Consider the following 13,847-nt stretch of genomic DNA (forward strand, 5'->3'; position numbering starts at 1 on the left):
GTCGGCACGCCCGGGTAGCGGGGTGTCACCTCCGGTCGAACGGGCCGCCAGCCTCGCCGTCGGCCTGCCCTGGCTCGTGGACTCCCAGCTCGGCGAGCAGCAGGCGGTGGAAGTCCGCGAAGCCGGGGGCGCCGACAGTACGTGGACGGGGCAGGTCCACCCGGCGGTCCAGAGAGATCCTGCCGTCGGTGAGGACGACGACGCGGTCGGCCAGCACGATGGCCTCGTCGACGTCGTGGGTGACCAGAAGGACGGCCGGGCGGTGCCGGGCACACAGGTCACCGATGAGCTGGCGCATCCTGATCCGGGTCAGCGCGTCGAGGGCGGCGAACGGCTCGTCGAGGAGCAGTAGTCGCGGTTCCCGAACGAGCGCGCGGGCGAGGGCCACCCGTTGGGCCTGGCCGCCGGAGAGGGTGGCCGGCCAGGCGTTCTCCCAGTTCTCCAGCCCGACCTCGGCGAGCGCGGCGCGGGCGGCGGCGCGGGCGCCGCGTCGGCCGCGCTGGCCGACGACGACGTTGCGCCAGACCCGCTGCGACGGCACCAGCCGGGGCTCCTGGAAGACCACGGTGCGGGTCGGGGGAACCCAGATCGTGCCGCTGTCGGCGGACTCCAGACCGGCGAGGAGGCGCAGCAGAGTCGTCTTGCCACTGCCGCTGGCGCCGAGCAGCGCGACGAACTCGCCGGCGTGGATGTCGAGGCCGACCCCGTCGAGCACCGGGCGGGCGAAGGTCTTGCGCACGTCCCGGACCTGCACGGCGACCTGCCTGACGTCCCTCCCGGCATCGGAACCGCCCCCGGGACCGCCGGTGACGCCACCCATCACCGGCGCCGTGCCCGTGGCCGCGTCCGTGCCCATGGCCTCGTCGATCTCCGTGGCTGTGTCGATGTCCGTGTCCGTGCCCGGCGGTGTCGATGGAGGCGCGGTGGCGGTCATCGGACGGCCACCCCCCGGTGCCACGGCATGAGGACCCGTTCGAGGACGCGGACGACGAGGTCGGAGAGCAGGCCGAGGATCGCGTAGATCGCCAGCACGACGACGAGGATGTCGACCTGCTGGAGCGACTGTGCCTGGTACATGAGGTAGCCGAGACCGGCACTGGAGTTGATCTGCTCGGCGGCGATCAGGGCGAGAACGGAGATGCCCAGGCAGTAGCGCAGACCGGTGAGGATGGACGGCAGCGCCAACGGAATGATCACCTTTGCGACCAGTCGCGCTCCGCGCAGCCCGAACACGTCCATCGCCTCGATGATCCGCCGGTCGACGTTGCGGACGCCGTTGTAGGTGTTCAGGTACATCGGGAACAACGTCGCCAGCGAGATCAGCAGGACCTTCGGCAGGTCGCTGATGCCCAGCCAGACGATGAACAGCGGCACCACCGCGAGGAACGGGATGGTGCGCAGCATCTGCAGCGTCGCGTCGAGCAGCTCCTCACCGATGCGCCACAGCCCGGCGACGGTGCCGAGCAGCAGCCCGAGGCCGGCCCCGATCAGCGCGCCCCGCAATGACAGGCTGAGCGAGACCCACACCTGATGGAACAGCGCGTCCTCGGTGACCAGGTCGGCGAACGTCTCGACGACCTGGGGCGGTGAGACCAGCACGTTCCGGGAGATCCAGCCCGTCCCGGTGCCCCACCACCACAGGCCGAACAGGGCCAGCGGCAGCAGCGCCCGCAGGGCGAGCGAGACGCCCTGGCCGTGCATGCGCCGCCGGGTCGCCCGGGGGCGGACGAGGCCGGGAGCCGGGGGTGCGAAGGCGGGCGCCGAGGTGTCCGAGACCCCCGGGACCGGTGCTGGTGCGGCGGGCCCGGGTGCGGCTGTGGATGTCGGCAGGGGCGCGGGGGTGGCCAGGGCTGCCCCCGGGGCGGGCCGGTGGGTCATGACTTACCGGTCCGCCTCTGGGCCACCTCGGTGACGATCGTGTTGTAGCGGTCGTCGAAGACCTTCGAGACGTCGAGATCCGTCTTCAGGACGCCCTCCCCGGCGAAGAAGTCGGCCTCCGCCTGGTGGGCGCCGATGATGGTCTCGTCGATTGGCACGTACTGGGACGGCGCGAGCGTGACGATGCCTCGGGCGATCGCGTCATCCACCTTGTAGATCGACTTGACGACTCCGGCGGCCTCGTCCGGGTGGGCGTTGTACCAGTCCTGGGCCCGGGCGACCCGGCCGAGGAAGTCCCCGATCGCGGCGCTGAGCTCCGGGTCGGCGAGCGCGCCGTCGCGGGCGACGAGGTAGTTGAAGCCCGGCAGCAGCCCGTTGCTGGAGACGAGGACCTGGTCGTCGTTCTTGGCCAGAGTGGTCACCAGGGGAGCCCCACCGATGCCGACGACGTCGACGTCGCCCCGGTCGTAGGCGGCCTGCCCGCCCTGCTGCATGGTGACGAGCTCGACGTCCTCCGCCGTCAGACCGGCCTTCTCCAGTGCCCGGCCGACCAGGTACTGCGCCACGGTGCCCTGGGAGTTGAGGATCTTCCTTCCCTTCAGGTCCGCGAGCGTGCGGATGGGGGAGTCCTTCTTCACGATCAGCGCGAAGTTGTACTTGGCCGGATCGGCGATCTTCGACACGCCGACGACCTTCACCGGGCTGTCCGCCGCCTGGGCGAAGACCACCGGGGTCTCGCCCATCGTCCCGAGGTCGATGTCGCCGCCGGTCTGCGCGGCGATGACCGTGGGTCCGCCCTGGAACTGGCTCCACTCGACCTTGTACGGGGTGCCGTCGAGCTCGCCGGCCGCCTCCAGCTGCGACCGGAGCATGCTGATCTGGTCGCCGACGCGGAGCGTGACACCGGTGAGGTCGACCGCGCCGGTGGACGCGGCTGGCCCGGCCGGGTCCACCGGTTCGTTCTCGTCGCCGCAGGCCGCGGCGAACACCGCTACCAACGCGACCAGCACGGCGATCAGCGAACCTGAGGCGTGTCGGGTCCGCCGGGCCGGGGCCCGGCGACCGGCAGTTTTCTTGATATGCACAGGAGTTCTTTCAGTAATCGTCATCGGGTGATTGCGAGGGCGGCGAGGGCCACGCGGCGCGCCGTCCGCGTGGTGTCGTCCATTACCGGCTGGTCGCGAACTCGGCGATGGTCACGCGCTGCAGTGGCCGCGGGCCGTCACCGAAGTCGATGGCGGCCCGGTGCAGCACCGCCCGGTTGTCCCAGAAGGCGATGTCACCGGCGCTCCACTTGAATCGCACGACGTACTCGGTGCGGGACACGTGCGCGGCGAGCAGCCCCAGGATGCCGTCGCTCTCCTCCTCGCTCAGCCCCTTGATCCGGCGAGCGAAGCCGGTGACGGCGAAGAGCGTCCTGCGCCCCGTCTCCGGGTGCACCCGTACCAGCGGGTGCTCGACCGGACGGGCCGCCCAGGACAGGATCTGGTTGCGCCGGGCCTCGTCGACGTTCGGGCCCCACGCCCAGTCCTGGAAGTTCTCGGCGTAGTGGACGACGGTCAGTCCGTCCACCAACCGGCGTACCGGCTCGGAGAGATCGAGGTAGGCGGCCTCGAGATCGATGAACAGCGTGTCTCCGCCCACTGGCGGGATCACCGGGAGCGTCAGGAGCGTGGCGAACGGCGGGTTCGGCAGGAAGGCCATGTCGGAGTGCCAGCCCTCGGCGCGGGTTCGGACGCCCCGCGCCGCGAGCCATGAGAGATCGGGGTAGCCCCCTCCCATCGCCTCGATCGGGTGCTGCTGCAGGTCGCCGAAGTGCTCGGCGAACCGGCTGTGCTCGGCCGGGTCCAGATGCTGGCCGCGCAGGAAGATCGCCTTGTGGTCCAGCAGGGCTTGGCGGACGAAGGCGACGGTCGTGTCGTCGAGCGGCCGCTTGGCATCGACGCCGTGCACCACCGCGCCGATGGTGGGGTGGATGGGCTCGACCCGCAGAAGATCGGTGGGAGCCGTGAGCGCGGTCACGTTGCCTCCTAAAGCCGGCAATCTCGATCGATGAAGTGAAGTTTGACGTTGCAATATTGCAACGCGCATTGAACCTTTGCAACCCCTGTCGTGATCTGTCAAGGTCACGTCGTCGGTACGCGCCCGGGGCGGACCAGGCAGACTGGCTGGGAAGTCGGCATGCCGCGGGGCGGGGCGGCCCGGCGCGCCACAGGGCGCCACCGGTACCTCGGACCGGGAGTGACATGGGACCGGGAGTGATGACCGCACAGAACGCAACCACCGCCACCGACACCCGTGGTGACCGCCTGTCTCCGCCGACCCGCCGGGTGATAGGCATCCTCGAGCTCCTCGGCGCCCGCCCGGACAGGTCCTGGACGCTCGCAGAGATCGCCCGGGAACTCGGCCTCGTACCGAGCACCGCGCTCGCGATCCTCAACGAGCTGCGCTACTCCGCCCTGGTGATCCGGGACGAGACCGACAAGAGCTACACGCCCGGCCCCGCGCTGCTCGCTCTCGGCATGGCCGCCGACGCCAGGTTCCCCGCCCTGCGCACCCTGGCCCACGAGCTCGGACCGCTGGTCAAGGCACTCGGCTACGGATGCTCGATCCACATGCGCGACCACGACGGCCTCGTCATGGCCCATCGGTTCGGCCCCTCGGAGCGCTTCGTCGAGACAGTGATCGGCATCCGCTACCCGTTCGCCCCTCCGTACGGGCTGCTGTTCGCGGCGTGGGCGCCGGACGAGGTCCGCGACGCCTGGCTCGCCCGCACGACCCGGGTCACGCGGCACACCGACCTGGCCGGGCTCATGGCGGAGACCCGGCGCCGGGGCTACGGCGTCGAGGGGACCGGCCTGCTCTCGCGCGGCGTGGTCCGGTCGGTCGAGGAGGACGCGAACGGTAAGGCCGACCGGCCGCCGCGTGCGGACGAACTTGTCGACGCGGTCCTGGGCGACCGCGAGTACGGCATCGGCCCCATCGCCGGGGACCACACGTATGCCGTCGGACTGATCGGCGCGCCGGTATTCGACAGCTCCGGTCATACCCGCTTCATGGTCTTCCTGCACATCGGCGGCGAGGCGCTGCGGGGCGAGGCGATCAACGTCATCGGCGTGGAGCTGGCCGCGAGGACGGCAGAGACGACCCGCCGTCTGCGCGGAGCGTTTCCCCACAGCTACCCTGCCTCTGGAGCTCCGAGTCGGACGTCCGCGGAACAGTACTGAGTCGAATCCCGCCCTCCTGACCGAAGCCTCGCGGCCATCACCAGGCCAGCTTCGTGTCGTCCTCGTGCACCGCGCCGGTCGGGCCGTCGGCGCCGAGGGTGGCGAGGGGGATCACGGTGCGCGCGTTCAGGTCAACTCAGGGACTTTGTCGACACGCTGGAGCGTCTCTCCGCGCGCGCTCGATAGCCACCGCGAAGCTCCCACGCGATATACACAAGGCAGCGGGAAGTCTGCCGTCCGAAATGCTCCCGTGACGGCACGTTTACGGTGTCATGCGCCCGGGAATGGCGGAGCCACCGCCGGTCAGCCGACCGACGGATGCACGGCCCGGGGACGACGTGGTGCGACGTCGATGAGGTAGCCGGACACCCTCCGGCTTTGAACGTCTGCTGTCCGCGCGTCGCTTCCTGTGGCGCGATGTGGGGTGGTGAGCACGGCCTATGGGAATCCGACAACCCCGTCGATCCCGTGAACCTCATGGAGCCGGCCGGCATCGCGGCCACGATCCGGGAACGGCCGGACCCGCCCGCGGCACCCCGAGTCGCGGCATCCTGAGGTGCGGCATCCCGAGCCGTGGTATCCCGAGGGGCCGGCGCGGCCGGTCCACGGCGGCCGGCGTGGGAGCGCTGGTACTGGCGGCGGTGCTCGCCCTGGGCGCCTGCGGCGGTTCCGGCGACGGAGGCGGCCGCGGCCCGGTGCGGCTGACCTGGTACGTCTACAACGAGTCGTCCGGTTCGTTCACGAAGGCGGCCGCGGACTGCTCGGCCGCGTCGAACGGCCGGTACACGATCGGCGTCAACATGCTGCCTAACGATTCGGACGGGCAGCGCCAGCAGCTGGTGCGGCGGCTCGCCGCCGAGGACTCCTCGATGGACATCCTCGCGCTGGACGTGACCTGGACCGCCGAGTTCGCCGAAGCCGGCTGGATCGTGCCGTTCCCGGCGGCGGAGGCCAGGCGGCTCACCGACGGGATGCTGCCGGCCGCGGTGCGGACCGGCACCTGGGAGAACCAGCTCCACGCCGTGCCGCTGAACACCAACGTCCAGCTCCTGTGGTACCGCAAGGATCTGGTGCCGCGGCCGCCGCGGACCTGGGACGAGATGCTGGCGGACGCCCGGCGGCTGGCCGAGCAGGGCAAGCCGCACTACGTCGAGGTACAGGGTGCCCAGTACGAGGGCTACACCGTGCTGTTCAACTCGCTGGTGGCCTCGGCCGGCGGCCGGATCCTCAACGAGGACGGCACCCAGGTGGTGCTCGGCACGCCGGCGCAGCGGGCCGTCGAGGCGATCCGGGCGCTGGCGCACTCACCGGCCGCCGACCCGTCCTGGTCGAACCAGCGGGAGGACGACAACAGGCTCGCGTTCGAGACGGGTTCGGCCGCCTTCCAGCTGAACTACCCGTTCATCTATCCGTCGGCCCGGCAGAACAACCCGCGGCTGGCCGAGCAGATCGGCTGGGCACAGTGGCCGACGCTGGTGCCCGGTCAGCCGTCGCACAGCACGATCGGTGGCTACAACCTCGCGATCGGTGCCTACAGCTCGCACCGGGCCGAGGCGGCCGCCGCGATCGCGTGCCTGACCGGCCGGGACAACCAGATCCGCGACGCGATCGACGGCGGGCTCCCGCCGACCCTCGAGGATCTCTACACCGACGAGAAGTTCATCGCCGGCGGCTACCCGTTCGCGTCGGCCATCTACACGGCGCTGCGGAACGCCAGCGTGCGGCCGCGGACGCCGGCCTACCAGAGCGTGTCGCTGCAGATCGCGCACACTCTCTCGCCGCCGTCCTCGGCGAGTCTCGGCAGGCTCGGGGAACTGCGCGGGGCGATCGCCGACGCCCTCGAGTCGAAGGGACTGGTGCCGTGACCGCGAACAGAGTGGAGCTGTCGGCGCGGGCCCGGGCCGAACGCCGGCTCGGCTGGGCGCTGTGCGCGCCGGCGGTAGTCGTCATCCTGGCAGTGACCGGCTATCCCGTCGGGTACGCGGTCTATCTGTCGCTGCACCGCTACGACCTGAGGTTCCCCGCCGACTCCGAGTTCGTCGGGCTGACGAACTACGCGACCGTGCTGACCTCGTCGCTGTGGTGGCAGGCACTCGCGGTGACCGTGATCATCGCGGTCATCTCGGTGACGATCCAGTTCGTGCTCGGGCTGGCGCTCGCGCTGGCGATGCACCGGGCACTGATCGGTCGAGGACTGATCCGGACGGTGATCCTCATTCCGTACGGGATCGTGACCGTGGTGGCCGCGTTCGGCTGGCGGTACGCGTGGACACCGGACACCGGCTACCTGTCCGGCCTGTTCGGTGACGCCGCCCCGCTGACCTCGCAGGTCCACGGCATCGCCGTGATCGTCCTGGCCGAGGTGTGGAAAACGACGCCGTTCATGGCGCTGCTGCTGCTCGCCGGGCTGGCGCTGGTTCCGGAGGACCTGCTGCGGGCGGCGAAGGTCGACGGGGCCACCGCCTGGCAGCGGCTGATCTGGGTGATCCTGCCGTTGATGAAGCCGGCGATCCTGGTCGCGCTGCTGTTCCGGGTGCTGGACGCGTTCCGCATCTTCGACAGCATCTACGTGCTGACCGCCGGGGCGTACGACACCCGGTCGGTGTCGATCCTGGGCTACGACAACCTGTTCACGGCGCTGAACCTGGGTGTCGGCTCCTCGTTGTCGGTGCTCATCTTCCTCGTCGTGGCGCTCGTGGCGTTCGTTTTCGTCAAGGGGTTCGGCGCCGCCGCGCCCGGTGGGGAGGGCCACCGCTGATGACCACCGTCACCTCCGCTCCGGCCGCCGGCGCCGACGGCCCCACCGGCCCCGGCAGCCCCGGCCGGGCGCGTGCCCGGCGCCCGGCGCGGGACCGCACCGCGCTGCTCGGCTGGTCGGCCGCGAACCTCGTCATCGTCGGGATGTCGCTGGTGCCGTTGCTGTGGCTGGTGTCGCTGTCGTTCAAGACCCCGGCCAGCATCACCGACGGCAGCTTCATCCCGCGCGAGTGGACCTTCGAGAACTACCGGGAGATCTTCGGCGAGTCCCTGTTCACCCGAGCACTGCTGAACAGCCTCGGGATCGCGCTCATCTCCACCGCGCTCGCGGTGGCACTCGGCTCGATGGCCGCCTACGCGATAGCCCGGCTCGAATTCCCCGGCAAGCGGCTGCTCGTCGGCCTGGCCCTGCTGATCGCCATGTTCCCGCAGATCTCCCTGGTCAGCCCACTGTTCAACCTGTGGCGCCAGATCGGCATCTTCGACACCTGGCTCGGGCTGATCATCCCGTATCTGACGTTCTCCCTGCCGCTGGCCATCTACACGTTGTCGGCGTTCTTCCGGGAGATTCCCTGGGACCTGGAGAAGGCCGCACAGGTCGACGGAGCCACCCCGCGGCAGGCGTTCCTGCGGGTCATCGCCCCGCTGGCCGCGCCGGGCATGGTGACCACCGCGATCCTGGTCTTCATCTTCTGCTGGAACGACTTCCTGTTCGCCATCTCGCTGACGTCGACAGAGCAGTCGCGGACCGTCCCGGCCGCCATCGCGTTCTTCACCGGCGCGTCGCAGTTCGCCCAGCCGATCGGGTCGATCGCGGCGGCGGCCGTCGTCATCACCATCCCGATCATCATCTTCGTCCTGCTGTTCCAACGTCGGATCGTCGCCGGGCTGACCTCCGGCGCGGTGAAGGGATAGGCCCGCCCATGGCCGACATCGTTCTCGACCACGTCACCAAGCGGTTCCCGGACGGCCGGCTCGCGGTGGACGACGCCAGCCTCGCCATCGCGGACGGCGAGTTCGTCATCCTGGTCGGCCCGTCCGGGTGCGGGAAGTCGACCACCCTGAACATGATCGCCGGCCTGGAGGACATCTCCTCCGGCGAGCTGCGGATCGGCGGCAAGGTGGTCAACGACCTGGCGCCGAAGGACCGCGACATCGCCATGGTGTTCCAGAGCTACGCCCTGTACCCGCACATGTCGGTGCGCAAGAACATGGGCTTCGCCCTGGCGTTGGCGAAACGGCCGAAGGAGGAGATCGACCGGTTGGTCGAGGAGGCCGCCAGGGTCCTCGACCTCACCGAGCACCTGGACCGCAAGCCGGCCCAGCTCTCCGGTGGGCAGCGGCAGCGGGTCGCGATGGGCCGCGCGATCGTCCGCTCCCCGAAGGCGTTCCTGATGGACGAGCCGCTGTCCAACCTGGACGCCAAGCTGCGGGTGCAGATGCGCACCGAGGTGTCCCGCATCCAGAACCGACTTGGCACGACCATGGTGTACGTCACCCACGACCAGACCGAGGCGATGACGCTGGGCGACCGGGTGGCGGTGCTGCGGTCCGGGCGGATCCAGCAGGTCGGCACGCCGACCGAGCTGTACGGCCGGCCGGCGACGGTGTTCGTGGCCGGTTTCATCGGCTCACCCGCGATGAACTTCGTGCCGGCGACCGTCGAGGAGGGTGAGCTGCGCACCCCTCTCGGGACGATCGTCCCGGACGAGCGGCAGCGCCGGCTGCTGGAGGGCTGGACCGGGACGGCGGCCGACCGCCGGTCACTGATCGTCGGGGCGCGGCCCGAGCACTTCGAGGACGCGGCGCTGGAGCCGACAAAGGACCGTCCGGGACTGCGGTTCACGGTCACGGTGGACGTGCTGGAGCGGCTCGGCTCGGACAGCTTCGCCTACTTCACCCTGGCGGGCGGGCGCGCCCGGACCGCCGACCTGGAGGAGCTGGCCCATGACGCGGGCACGGTCGAGCTGTCCGGCAAGGCGGAACAGGTGGTCGCCCGGCTCGACGCGGCCAGCCGGATCCGGGAGGGCGAGCAGGCCGAGCTGTGGCTGGACGTCCACCAGCTGCACCTGTTCGACCCCGACACCGGCCGCAACCTGGACGCCCCGGCCACGGCCTGACGCGGCACGGCATGACCCGGCCGGTCGGTGCCCAGCCCTCGGCACCGACCGGGAACGCTAGGGGAGGCGCCAGCCGACGGGTTGCGCGCCCTGACCGAGGGGAGTGTCCGATCAACGTGTGGGTGCCGGAAACTGGGTTCGGGTCAGGCGGCCTGCCGGTATTCGTGGATGAGGCCACCGAGCCGATCATGTCGGACGGCCGAGGTGCCGGGCTCGGGCGGTGGGCTGGTGCCGGTGCTGAGCGGTGCCTGTTGCTGGAGTGACCGGTGGGGGTGGTGCTGGTTGTAGTGGTCGACGTAGTCGGTGAGGACGGCGGTGGCGTGTCGTTCGCCGAGGATGAGGAGGTGGTCGAGGCACTCGCGGCGGAGGGCGCCGACCCAGCGTTCCGCGAAAGCGTTCGCGACCGGGGTCCGCACGGGCGTCCGCACGATATCGATGTCGTCGGTGGTGAAGACGGTGTCGAAGGCGGCGGTGAACTTCGTATCGCGGTCGCGGATGAGGAACCGGAACCGTTCCGCCTGCTCACCCAGAGTCATGGGCAGGTTGCGGGCTTGCTGCGTGACCCAGCTGTTCGTCGGGTGGCGGGTCGCACCGGCGAGATGCACCCGGCGGGATTCGACTTCGATGAAGAACAGGACGTGCCAGCCCGGCGAGGATCGCGCGATCGGCCCAGCAGAACCGGGGCCGGGACACCTGGCGGCGCAGCACGGCGAGTTCGTGGCGGAGCACGAGGATCTCGGCGTCTTTCGCCGCCGAGCTGCGGGCCACCAACCCCAGCCAGCCCACCAGCCGACAGAAGACGAGATAGATCAGCCGAACCGCCATGGCCAGGATCATCCACACGGTGGTGTCCCGGTCAACAGCACCTGATGGCCGGCAGAGCACGGCTGGACGACAGGCAGAGGTGCAGGTGTCCGATCGCCTTCGACGGAAGGTCTATCGATCACCGGGTGGGATCGTCGAGTGAGTCAAAATCCCTGCTCAGGGCTCACGGACGAGTTTCGGGCACCCACAGGCTCCTGTCCGTGCGGCGCACACTGCCTGGATCGTCAGCGCCGCTCGACAGGCGTAGAAGCATCCCGGCTCGGACAGCCCCCTCCGCGACGAGGCTCGCCGACGGCGGACCGACCCACCGATAGACCGCCGGCCGGGTTATCAGCCGCGTTTCCCCGGTTCGGGCGGTGAGGTGATGCCCTGGCTGGCGCGGAGCATGGCCTGGTAGAGGGCGGCTTCCCCGGGTGGGTCGGGCAGAGGGCCGCGGGCGGGGGCCTGGAAGGACTGGATCATCAGGGCGACGAGACGGCGCCAGGCGTCGGGCGCGGCGTCGCCGGTGGCGTTGACGACGCCGGCGTTGGCCATGAGCAGGAGGATCAGGTCCCGGCTGGTGAAGTCCTCGCGCAGGTGCCCGCTGTCCTGGGCGCGGGCGATGAGTGCGAGGAAGCCGTTGTACGCCTCGGCGCGGCGGGCTTCGAGAGCTTTGGCGGAGGGGAAGGTCATGGTCAGGATGTCGGCGAAGCCGCGGTCGGCGGCCTGCATCGCGCAGACCGTCTCGATGAACCCCGCGAATCCGTCCCACGGATCGGGGTGGTCCAGGGCCGCGGCGACCGCGTCGACGTAGGTGTCCATCCGGTCGGCGAAGACGGCGGCGACCAGTTCCTCCTTGCTGGGGAAGCGGCGGAAGATGGTGGCGATCCCCACCCCCGCCTCGCGGGCTACCGAGGCCATGGAGGCGTTCAGGCCGTCGCGTCCGAACACCTTCCGCGCGGCGGCGATGATCCGAGCCCGGTTGCGCTCGGCGTCGCTGCGCAACGGCTGGGCGGCGGGCTCGGCGCTGCCGTCGGTGTGCTGGGCCCCGGGGTTCATGCCCCCAGCCTAACGAATCGGAATGGCCTATCCGGTTCTTGTGCTACAGTGGTCGAGCAAACCGGATAGGGCCATCCGGATCGCCGATTCGGATAGCCCTATCCATATAGCCTCTCGAAAGGTTCACCATGCCCGCCATCGCCATCGTCGGGGCCGGCCCCCAGCTGGGTCTGGCCATCGCCCGCACCTTCGGCTCCCACGGCCTCGACGTCGCCCTGATCGCCCGCAACCGCGCCAAGCTCGACGAGCTCGTCGGCAAGCTCGGCGCTGAGGGCATCACCGCCGCCGCGTTCCCCGCCGACGTACTTGACCGTGACGGGCTCGCCCAGGCGCTCAGGGACGCCGCCGCGCAGTTCGGCGGGATCGATGTCCTGGAGTACTCCCCGGTAGGGACGCTTGGGTCCACCATCCTGACCGGTCCGTCCGAGACCGACCCGTCCCATGTGCAGCACGAGATGGGGTTCCAGCTGTACGGGGCCATCACCGCCACGAAGGCGGTGCTGCCCGCGATGCGTGAGGCCGGCGCGGGCACCCTGCTCTACACCACCGGGGCCGGCTCGATCGACCCCGTTCCAATGATCGCCAATGTCAACGCCGCCGCCGCGGCACTGCGCAACTGGGTGATCAACCTGCACAAGGAACTGGCCGGTGCCGGTATCCAGGCCGCCCACGTCGGCATCGACGTGTCGATCGGCACCGCCGTCATCCCCGGCGCGCCGGTGGCCCAGCCCGAGGAGATCTCCCCCGTCTACTGGGAGCTGCACACCACCCACCGCGACGCGACCGAGCGCGTCTTCAGCCGCTGACACCGCACCGGCCGCCCTGATCCGCCCCTCGTCGAACCCTGATCGCGCCGCGGCGTGATCTCCAGAGAAGGTCCCGCCCGATGAACGTGTTCCTGTGGATCGTGCAGGGCCTGCTGGCTGCGGCGTTCGCGGTCGCCGGCGTCCTGAAGTCCACCCGGTCCCGCGAACAGCTCATTCCCCAGCTGCCGTGGGTGAGCGATGTGTCGACCCCGGTGGTGCGTCTGATCGGTGCCGTCGAGTTCGCCGGCGCCCTCGGGCTGATCCTCCCGGGTGCCTTCGACATCGCCACCGTGCTCACCCCGCTGGCCGCCACCGGCCTCGCAGTGATCATGGTCCTGGCCATGGGTCTCCACGCTCGCCGCAAGGAGCCGGCGGCCATCGCGTTCAACGCGGTGCTGCTCATCCTCGCGGCGGTCGTGATGTGGGGCCGATTCGGACCCCACGCCCTTTGACCCGCTCCTGTGCCGGGCTCCGCCCCCGCCACGCGCCCGCCTGGCTCAACGATCGGGCGCTACTGATGCCGCTCTTCCGCTTCTCTCCTGCAAAGGATGCCTGACATGCAGATCGCCGGCTCCGTGGCCCTCGTCACCGGCGCCAGCCGCGGGCTGGGCCGCCACTTCGCCGCCCAGCTCCTGCAACGTGGCGCGGCCAAGGTGTACGCCACCGCGCGCCGTCCCGACAGCGTCGACGTACCGGGGGCGGAGGTACTCTCCCTCGACATCACCGACCCGGCATCCATCGCCGCCGCAGCCAAAGCCGCCGGCGACGTGACCCTGCTGGTCAACAACGCCGGCGTCGCGACGTTCACCAACCTGACGACCAGCGACATGGACATGATCCGGCTGGAGATGGACACCCACTACTACGGCCTGCTGAACATGATCCGCGCCTTCGCCCCGGTCCTGAGGGCAGGTGGGGGCGGGACGATCGTGAACGTGCTGTCGGCAGGCGCCTGGGCCCCCAGCGAACACACCAGCTCCTACTGCGCGGCCAAAGCGGCCGCCTGGAGCCTGACCAACAGCGTCCGCCTCGAACTCGCCTCTCAGAACACGCAGGTCACCGGGCTCATCCTCGGCCCGACGGACACCGACATGGGTGCCGGTGTGGAGATGGACAAGAACGACCCGGCCGACGTCGTGCGCGCCACTCTCGACGGCATCGAGGCCGGCCACGCCGAGGTCATCGCCGACGCCCTG

General features: G+C 70.3%; 14 protein-coding genes. 8 read left to right on the forward strand and 6 right to left on the reverse strand.

Features of this window, described 5'->3' with window-relative positions; translation table 11 throughout:
• Nucleotides 1-25: 25 nt before the first annotated feature.
• From MXD62_RS17515 to MXD62_RS17530, 4 genes are all read right to left on the reverse strand, one after another.
• Nucleotides 26-820: an ABC transporter ATP-binding protein gene (locus MXD62_RS17515; protein ID WP_248830621.1), complete on the reverse strand. Its 795-nt coding sequence runs from the start codon at nt 818-820 to the stop codon at nt 26-28.
• A gap of 110 nt (nt 821-930) precedes the next feature.
• Nucleotides 931-1,878 carry an ABC transporter permease gene (locus MXD62_RS17520; protein WP_248830610.1) on the reverse strand — a complete coding sequence of 316 codons (948 nt, stop codon included), beginning with the start codon at nt 1,876-1,878 and terminating at the stop codon, nt 931-933.
• Entirely contained in the window at nt 1,875-2,963 is a 1,089-nt protein-coding gene (locus MXD62_RS17525; RefSeq protein ID WP_248830611.1) for an ABC transporter substrate-binding protein, read from the reverse strand. Before MXD62_RS17525 ends, MXD62_RS17520 begins: the two co-directional genes overlap by 4 nt.
• Before the next feature lie 82 nt (nt 2,964-3,045).
• The gene (locus MXD62_RS17530) at nt 3,046-3,900 is read right to left on the reverse strand and encodes a TauD/TfdA family dioxygenase (protein ID WP_248830612.1); all 855 of its coding nucleotides are present in this window, start codon (nt 3,898-3,900) and stop codon (nt 3,046-3,048) included.
• A gap of 239 nt (nt 3,901-4,139) precedes the next feature.
• On the opposite strand from MXD62_RS17530, the gene MXD62_RS17535 reads away from it, so the two are divergent.
• From MXD62_RS17535 to MXD62_RS17555, 5 genes are all read left to right on the forward strand, one after another.
• Nucleotides 4,140-5,105, forward strand: a complete 966-nt coding sequence (locus MXD62_RS17535) for a helix-turn-helix domain-containing protein (protein WP_248830613.1) — start codon at nt 4,140-4,142, stop codon at nt 5,103-5,105.
• 617 nt (nt 5,106-5,722) lie between these two features.
• Nucleotides 5,723-6,970, forward strand: coding sequence for an ABC transporter substrate-binding protein (locus tag MXD62_RS17540; protein WP_248830614.1), 1,248 nt, complete (start codon nt 5,723-5,725; stop codon nt 6,968-6,970).
• Nucleotides 6,967-7,863 (forward strand): carbohydrate ABC transporter permease, encoded by an 897-nt coding sequence (locus MXD62_RS17545; RefSeq protein WP_248830615.1) that lies wholly within the window; start codon nt 6,967-6,969, stop codon nt 7,861-7,863. Before MXD62_RS17540 ends, MXD62_RS17545 begins: the two co-directional genes overlap by 4 nt.
• Complete coding sequence (locus MXD62_RS17550) at nt 7,863-8,777, forward strand: carbohydrate ABC transporter permease (protein ID WP_285224107.1); 915 nt, start codon at nt 7,863-7,865, stop codon at nt 8,775-8,777. Before MXD62_RS17545 ends, MXD62_RS17550 begins: the two co-directional genes overlap by 1 nt.
• A gap of 8 nt (nt 8,778-8,785) precedes the next feature.
• Nucleotides 8,786-9,982, forward strand: coding sequence for an ABC transporter ATP-binding protein (locus tag MXD62_RS17555; protein WP_248830616.1), 1,197 nt, complete (start codon nt 8,786-8,788; stop codon nt 9,980-9,982).
• Nucleotides 9,983-10,125: 143 nt separating this feature from the next.
• Here the strand turns inward: MXD62_RS17555 and MXD62_RS17560 are convergent, their stop codons facing one another.
• Both MXD62_RS17560 and MXD62_RS17565 read right to left on the reverse strand, forming a co-directional pair.
• Entirely contained in the window at nt 10,126-10,587 is a 462-nt protein-coding gene (locus MXD62_RS17560; protein ID WP_308301277.1) for an integrase core domain-containing protein, read from the reverse strand.
• A gap of 550 nt (nt 10,588-11,137) precedes the next feature.
• On the reverse strand, nt 11,138-11,845 hold the full coding sequence (locus MXD62_RS17565; RefSeq protein WP_248830617.1) for a TetR/AcrR family transcriptional regulator: 708 nt from the start codon (nt 11,843-11,845) through the stop codon (nt 11,138-11,140).
• A gap of 128 nt (nt 11,846-11,973) precedes the next feature.
• Between MXD62_RS17565 and MXD62_RS17570 the strand changes: the two genes are divergently transcribed.
• From MXD62_RS17570 to MXD62_RS17580, 3 genes are all read left to right on the forward strand, one after another.
• Nucleotides 11,974-12,651, forward strand: a complete 678-nt coding sequence (locus MXD62_RS17570) for an SDR family NAD(P)-dependent oxidoreductase (RefSeq protein WP_248830618.1) — start codon at nt 11,974-11,976, stop codon at nt 12,649-12,651.
• 80 nt (nt 12,652-12,731) lie between these two features.
• Nucleotides 12,732-13,103: a DoxX family protein gene (locus MXD62_RS17575; RefSeq protein ID WP_018505790.1), complete on the forward strand. Its 372-nt coding sequence runs from the start codon at nt 12,732-12,734 to the stop codon at nt 13,101-13,103.
• A 105-nt stretch (nt 13,104-13,208) separates the two neighbouring features.
• Nucleotides 13,209-13,847, forward strand: a 639-nt coding sequence (locus tag MXD62_RS17580) for an SDR family oxidoreductase (protein ID WP_248830619.1), incomplete at its 3' end; no start/stop codon positions are given.

Source organism: Frankia sp. Mgl5 (genome assembly GCF_023242985.1).
GTDB lineage: Bacteria > Actinomycetota > Actinomycetes > Frankiales > Frankiaceae > Parafrankia > Parafrankia soli.